This is a genomic window from Paenibacillus sp. PvP094 (assembly GCF_040546835.1).
Lineage (GTDB): Bacteria > Bacillota > Bacilli > Paenibacillales > Paenibacillaceae > Paenibacillus > Paenibacillus illinoisensis.
Genome location: NZ_JBEPOM010000001.1, coordinates 6,664,791 through 6,670,885, shown reverse-complemented (window position 1 = coordinate 6,670,885; position 6,095 = coordinate 6,664,791). Strand labels below are relative to the sequence as shown.

General features: G+C 48.0%; 9 protein-coding genes. All 9 read left to right on the top strand.

What is annotated here, in order from left to right; all coding sequences use genetic code 11:
- A partial coding sequence (locus ABIC22_RS30125) for a phage virion morphogenesis protein (protein ID WP_354485797.1) occupies window positions 1-371 on the top strand: 371 nt, incomplete at its 5' end.
- Window positions 372-373: 2 nt separating this feature from the next.
- A complete protein-coding gene (locus tag ABIC22_RS30120; protein ID WP_354485795.1) occupies window positions 374-721 on the top strand; it encodes a hypothetical protein in 348 nt (115 codons plus the stop codon).
- Entirely contained in the window at window positions 708-1,181 is a 474-nt protein-coding gene (locus ABIC22_RS30115; RefSeq protein WP_354485793.1) for a phage neck terminator protein, read from the top strand. Before ABIC22_RS30120 ends, ABIC22_RS30115 begins: the two co-directional genes overlap by 14 nt.
- 5 nt (window positions 1,182-1,186) lie before the next feature.
- Window positions 1,187-2,191 (top strand): DUF3383 family protein, encoded by a 1,005-nt coding sequence (locus ABIC22_RS30110; RefSeq protein WP_354485791.1) that lies wholly within the window; start codon window positions 1,187-1,189, stop codon window positions 2,189-2,191.
- Window positions 2,192-2,207: 16 nt separating this feature from the next.
- Window positions 2,208-2,603 carry a phage structural protein gene (locus tag ABIC22_RS30105; RefSeq protein WP_193723776.1) on the top strand — a complete coding sequence of 132 codons (396 nt, stop codon included), beginning with the start codon at window positions 2,208-2,210 and terminating at the stop codon, window positions 2,601-2,603.
- Window positions 2,604-2,636: 33 nt separating this feature from the next.
- Complete coding sequence (locus tag ABIC22_RS30100) at window positions 2,637-2,945, top strand: hypothetical protein (protein WP_354485789.1); 309 nt, start codon at window positions 2,637-2,639, stop codon at window positions 2,943-2,945.
- Complete coding sequence (locus ABIC22_RS30095; protein WP_193723774.1) at window positions 2,932-3,120, top strand: hypothetical protein; 189 nt, start codon at window positions 2,932-2,934, stop codon at window positions 3,118-3,120. Before ABIC22_RS30100 ends, ABIC22_RS30095 begins: the two co-directional genes overlap by 14 nt.
- 45 nt (window positions 3,121-3,165) lie before the next feature.
- Complete coding sequence (locus tag ABIC22_RS30090; RefSeq protein ID WP_354485787.1) at window positions 3,166-5,535, top strand: phage tail tape measure protein; 2,370 nt, start codon at window positions 3,166-3,168, stop codon at window positions 5,533-5,535.
- Window positions 5,535-6,092, top strand: a complete 558-nt coding sequence (locus tag ABIC22_RS30085) for a phage baseplate protein (RefSeq protein ID WP_193723772.1) — start codon at window positions 5,535-5,537, stop codon at window positions 6,090-6,092. Before ABIC22_RS30090 ends, ABIC22_RS30085 begins: the two co-directional genes overlap by 1 nt.
- Window positions 6,093-6,095: the final 3 nt, after the last annotated feature.

The following is a 6,095-nucleotide window of genomic DNA, read 5'->3' as shown; positions in this document are numbered from 1 at the left end:
AAGTGGTTATCGGGGTTCAGGGTAATGCAGAACTGGCTATGATTGCAGGCGTTCACGAGTTTGGATCGGCCAAGATGAACATTCCAGCCCGGTCCTTTATTGGCACAGGCAAAAAGAAAGCACAGGCAGCCATTGCCAAGCTTGTGCGGCAAGGAGTCAATGAAATCGCCTTGGGTGAACGTTCCGTTGATTCTCTCCTGCAGGAGATTGGGGAGTTGGGTCAGCAACGTGTGGTCAAGAACTTTGACCGGATCAAGCAGCCGGGACTTTCTGCGATCTATGCGAGATACAAAAAGGGCAAAAAACTGTTGATTGCGGACATGGACTTGCGAGATTCTATCGTGTTCAAGGTTCGGCGGAAAGGTGGATAGCCATGCGGTTTAATCAAGCCCGGATCCTGCGCAAATATGAGCGTCCATACACTCTAATTCGAGAGGGAGAAGGGGAACGGGACTCTGTCGGCGTCTATCAACCACCGGAGACGCAGAGAATTGCCCTGAGAGGGTCGATACAACCGTTAGGGGATAAGTTAACCCAGACGGAGGGCGGACGGTATACAGTGGACGACAGGCTGTTGCTGACAACGTTTCAGCATGAACCCGGTGACGTTGTGGAGCATCAGGAAAAACAGTACACCGTTGAAACTGATTCGGATTGGAACCAGTACAGCAATGTCAACGAATACAAGTTAAAGCGGGTGAGTACACATGATCCCGTTTGAGGATATCCGGAAAGTCATGATCGAGGGCTTGTCTAGTGCGATAGGCGTCCCAGTTATAGAGATAGATGGTACGGGCAAGGTTCCAAAGTATCCGTTTCTCAGCTATGACTTTACCGATGAGGGAAGTCCACGCGGAAACATGGCCATAACTGTAGAAAACAACAAAACAATCCATACCGGAACCGTGGTGCTGAGCGCGACGTTTCAAAGCTATGCCAAGACACGGCTTGATAGCGTCAATTTGGCGAATCGGGCAAGGGATTGGTTCGAAACTGCAGGCCATAGGCTGCTGAAGGATAACGTCAATGTGGTTGTCGTGGATGTTGGAGCAACAACCAATACAGATGTCCAGCTGGGCACTGAATGGGAACGCCGGAACGGATTTGAAGTTGATTTCCGGACCGTTAACATAATCGAAGAAGAATACACACCGATTGAATCGGTACATGTGAGGGGTTGAGACCATTGGCTAAAGACGTAAATGTCATTATTGAGATTGAAACACCTACGCCGCGCCTTGGGTTTGGTAAACCGTTGATCCTTGGTTCAGCTGCTACAGCCAAGCCGTACAAAACATACACGGATCTGGCCAGCGTCAAACTGGATTACACCGAAACCACCGAAGAATACAAGGCAGCATATGCGCTTTTGAATCAGGGGGATGATTCTCCTGCAGAGATTGCCATTGCTAGGCAGAAAACTGGCACGGAACCGGAGACCATTGACGATGTGCTGGGGCGTTTGTGGAAAGAAGATTGGTATTTCCTGATTACCACAACCACGCTACAAGCTGATGTGGATGCTTTTGCGGCGGCGATTGAACAGAACAACTCAAGGCAGTATTTTACACGTTCTTCCACGGCTGCGGATGTCGCCTTATTGTTGGCGAAGAATTATAGCCGGACTACGGCTTTCTATCATACCGATATTTCGAATTATCCAGAAGCTGCACTGATCGGCAGGGCTGGATCTGCACCTGTTGGATCAGTGACATGGAAATTCAAATATCTGCAGGGTATTACGCCGCTGGATATTACAGATACGGAGCTGCGCGAGATCCATGCTGCAGGCGCTATTACGTATGTGACCAAAGCTGGGCAGAATCAAACATCTGAAGGTAAAACCTTGTCTGGTGAATGGATCGATGTCATTCACTCCAAGGATTACATCCGATTCAACATCGAATATGCCATTCAAAGGCTGTTTGCCAATACGGACAAAGTGAGCTTTACAGATACGGGCATTGCTCAGTTGGAGAGTGAAACACGGACCGTGCTTCAGCAAGGCTTTAATCAGGGCATCATTGCTGCAGATGAAGACGGGCAGCCCATGTATGGAACAACGTTCCAAACCCGTGCCCAAACCGATCCAGCAGACCGGGCACAACGGGTATACAACGGTGGGTCATTTTGGTTCGATCTGGCCGGGGCAATCCATGAAACTACTATTCGCGGCGTAATCCGCAAATAAGGAGGGAAAATCGACTATGGCAGCAACAACATACGATTCCAAGGCCGTCAGCGTTATCGTTGGCGGTGTTTATCTTACCGGATTTTCGGAGGATATGGTTGAGGTAGAGAAGGATGAAGATAACTTCGAGGTGAAGGTAGGCGCTCAAGGCGATACCGTCCGGACGAAAGTCAATAATCCACTCGGTACAGCTACGGTTACGTTACAGCAGACAAGCCCACAGGTGGCCTATTTGGACGGGCTAGCGAATAGCGGGAAACTGGTTCCTGTTACGATCATCAATGCAGGACCACCAAAAGAGACCATCACCGTTACAGAAGCATTCATCAAAAAGCCTGCGTCTCGGACTTACGGTAATGAAGCTGAGGACCGGGAGTACGAGTTTGTATTGATGGATATGCTGTTCAGCTAATTAAAAAACCAAAATAGAAAAGGATGATCGTTCATGGCAAACTTCGCACAAAAACAATTCACGTCTAAGGCAGGAAATAAGTATACGTTCCAGTTCCCAGGTGTTCGTCAAGTGACCAAAATTACAGACCGTATCAAGAATAAATTTGGCGGTGCTTCGGATGAGAAGCTTGCCGAGGAAATGCTGTCCCATGTCGTGGTTGAACCTAAACAAAAGATCGATGATTTCAAGGGGCCGAGTGGTTACAAGGAACTTGGTGAAGTCGTAGGCGCAGCGTATGCCTTTATTACAGGTAACGATGAGACGGACGATTCCGAGGAAGAGTCCAATGAAACTGAGTAAATCTCAAGCGCGAGAGCGTGCCACACAAAACTGGGCGCTCTGGCGATTGCTGCTGTCTGACATGTCGATCACATACAGTGACCTGGACAACATGGACCCGGATGATATTGCCGAAGCCAATGCAGCACTTGATATTCATATCGAACAACAAAAGAAGAATGAGAAACGGAAATAGGCGTCCATTGCGGGCGTCTTTTCTGTTTTAAGGGGGCGGTTTGAGGTGGCAGGCGGTATCATTGGCAACCTCATGTTTGCCGTTGGATTTAAGCTAAACACCAAGGGTTTGGACGAAGGAAATAAGAAAATTTCCACTTTGACCAAAGGTGTTGTGGGCTTGGGCGCTGCTGGTGTCGCTGCGATGGCAGGGTTAGGCATTGCGGGTATTGCTGCAGCAACAGAGTTTGAGAGATCCATGTCTGACATTCAGAGTGCCACGGGAATGGCAGCGGATCAGATGGAGGCAACCAGAGACGTAGCCAAGAATTTGTACAGCCAGAACTTTGGTGAGGATTGGGCGGATCTAGGCGGAGCTATTTCAACGGTTCAGCAAGTCACCGGGCAGACAGGCGATCAATTGGAAGACACCACACGCAGCGCGTTACTGCTCAGGGATGCTTTTGGTTTCGAGATCAATGAGTCTGTGAAATCAGTGGATACCATGATGAAACAGTTTGGTATCACTTCCGAACAGGCTTATGATTTGCTTGCACAAGGTGCCCAGAAGGGCTTAAACAAGTCAGATGAGCTGATGGATAGTGCAAACGAATACGCAAACCAGTTTAAGTCGCTAGGATTCAGTGCTGACGAGATGTTTGACGTATTTGCAGCCGGTTCGGCTGAAGGTGTTTTCCAACTGGACAAAGTCGGGGATGCGGTTAAGGAATTTAACATCCGGGCCAAGGATGGAAGCAAGACATCCATAGAAGCGTTCGAGATGTTGGGCCTTAATGCAGATACGATGATGCACACTTTCGCCAAGGGTGGACCACAGGCAAAAGCAGCGTTCTCACAAATACTGCAGATGATTTCTGATGTCGAAGACCCTGTTCTAAAAAATCAGATTGGTGTATCGCTCTTGGGTACGCAGTTTGAAGATTTAGAGGCCACGGTTGTTGAGGGAATGGGCAGAGCAACAAGCCAATTCAGTTCAACGGGTGATGCTCTTGCGGAGTTAAACAAGATTAAGTTTGAGAAACCCGGTGAAGCTTTCCAGATGTTTGGCAGGCAGATTGAAACCAGTATTTTAATACCGATTGGTGAAAAACTTCTACCTTACTTTAATCAGTTTGGTCAGTGGATGGCTGATCATCAACCACAGATTGAGGCGGTTGGTAATGCTATTGGTGACGGCATAGGTGCTGCACTAGATTGGACAGGCGATGCGGTTAAATTCGTCTATGACAAGTTTAATGAGCTGGTTCCGAAGATCATTGAATTCAAAGATAATGCGGTTTCCACGTTCCAAGATTTCAAGAAAACATTAGAGGATAACCAAGGCACGATTGGTGCAGTGGTCGGGATTGTTACAACATTACTGCTACCAGCACTCGTTCAAACGGGTATTCAAGCCATGATAACAGGCGCGAGAATGACAGGGGCGTTCTTGTTGTCCAAGGCACAAATGATAGCTAATGCTGCTGTAATGACTGGGCAAATGGTTCTCTCAATGGTTCGATATGTCATCCAAGGTTGGGCGGTTGTGGCATCCGTTACAGCAACCATTATTGCTTGGACTGCTCAAAAGGCAGTTATGATCATTTCCACCGCTGCAACATGGGCTATGACGGCAGCTCAGTGGGCTATGAACGCGGCATTCCTTGCAAACCCTATCACATGGGTTGTTCTTGCTATCATAGCGGTGATTGTTATAGCCATTGCCATATTCAAGAACTGGGGAGCTATTAAAGATTGGTTAGTTTCCAAGTGGCAAGCACTCAAAACTGGAACTGTTGCAATATTCCAATCGATTGGGAATTTCATCAAGAACATGTTCACAGGCTTGGTCAACGCTGTTAAGACGAAAGCCACGGCCATGTGGGATGGAATCAAGTCGATATGGGATCGGATCACCGGATTCCTGTCAGGGATTAACCTGTTTGATATCGGCCGTAACATCATTGAAGGTATGGTGAACGGGATCAGCAGCATGGCTAACGCCGTGGTCGATAAGGTGAAAGACATCGGAAACAGCATCACGGATAAGATCAAGGGCATTTTGGGCATTCACTCACCATCACGTGTCATGATGGAAGTTGGTTTCTTTACGGGTGAAGGTTTGGCCCGAGGGATTGAGAACACACAAGGCCGTGTATCTGCTGCTTCCGCTGATGTTACAGAAGAGATTGTGCCAGATGTCGGTCAATCGACTTTAGCACCTGCGAAATCTCTCGCTCCTGCACGTTATCCTGAAGCCGGGACAGCACAGAGCGCAGCATTCAAATTTGATGTGAATATCGACATTAAGGCAGATGGTGCTTCAGCTTCTGTTGCTTCCGATGTTGCATCAGAGGTAAGACGTCAGGTTCAGGCCGTCTTGGAAGAGACTTTCCGGCGTATGGGGCTACAGGCTCCTGAATTGGAGGGAATCTAATGGCTAAAGTAGATGGACATTACATTTTGGTTGAGCAAGAAAGCCCAACCTTTGATGTGGACATTACCACGCAGCCTGTAGAAAAAGATATCGACATGACGGACCATGTTCAGCGGAAAGCCAGGACGATGGGGATTACAGGCGTGGTGGCAGGGTCAGGTGCTTCCAAGATACTCGCGTATCTAAAAAAGGCATCTGATTCCGGGCAAATTGTCAAATATGTTGGCCGTATGGCCTTTACAGGGATCATTTCCGGATTGGCAACCGGGCATACAAATCAGATTGCGGATGGCTATACGATATCATTCACGTTGACGGAGGTACGTATTGCCAAGTCATCGTACTCGGCTAAGCTGCCCACGCCTGTAAAGGCTCAAACGGTCAAAATAGTCAATTCGGGCACCAAGCAAACGAAGGACAAGACATCCAGTTCCAAGGATAAGACCAAGGACAAGACGAAAGACAAAACCAAGGATAAATCGAAGTCTTCTAAAACGAAAAAGGCCAAAGAACCCGTAAAGAAAGTGAAGTTTAAACCTGATAGCCCTTGGGCATAGGGA

Coding starts and splice junctions, on each gene's coding strand:
- ABIC22_RS30120 (WP_354485795.1), top strand. CDS start 374: ATGCGGTTTAATCAAGCCCGGATCCTGCGCAAATATGAGCGTCCATAC.
- ABIC22_RS30115 (WP_354485793.1), top strand. CDS start 708: ATGATCCCGTTTGAGGATATCCGGAAAGTCATGATCGAGGGCTTGTCT.
- ABIC22_RS30105 (WP_193723776.1), top strand. CDS start 2,208: ATGGCAGCAACAACATACGATTCCAAGGCCGTCAGCGTTATCGTTGGC.
- ABIC22_RS30100 (WP_354485789.1), top strand. CDS start 2,637: ATGGCAAACTTCGCACAAAAACAATTCACGTCTAAGGCAGGAAATAAG.
- ABIC22_RS30095 (WP_193723774.1), top strand. CDS start 2,932: ATGAAACTGAGTAAATCTCAAGCGCGAGAGCGTGCCACACAAAACTGG.
- ABIC22_RS30085 (WP_193723772.1), top strand. CDS start 5,535: ATGGCTAAAGTAGATGGACATTACATTTTGGTTGAGCAAGAAAGCCCA.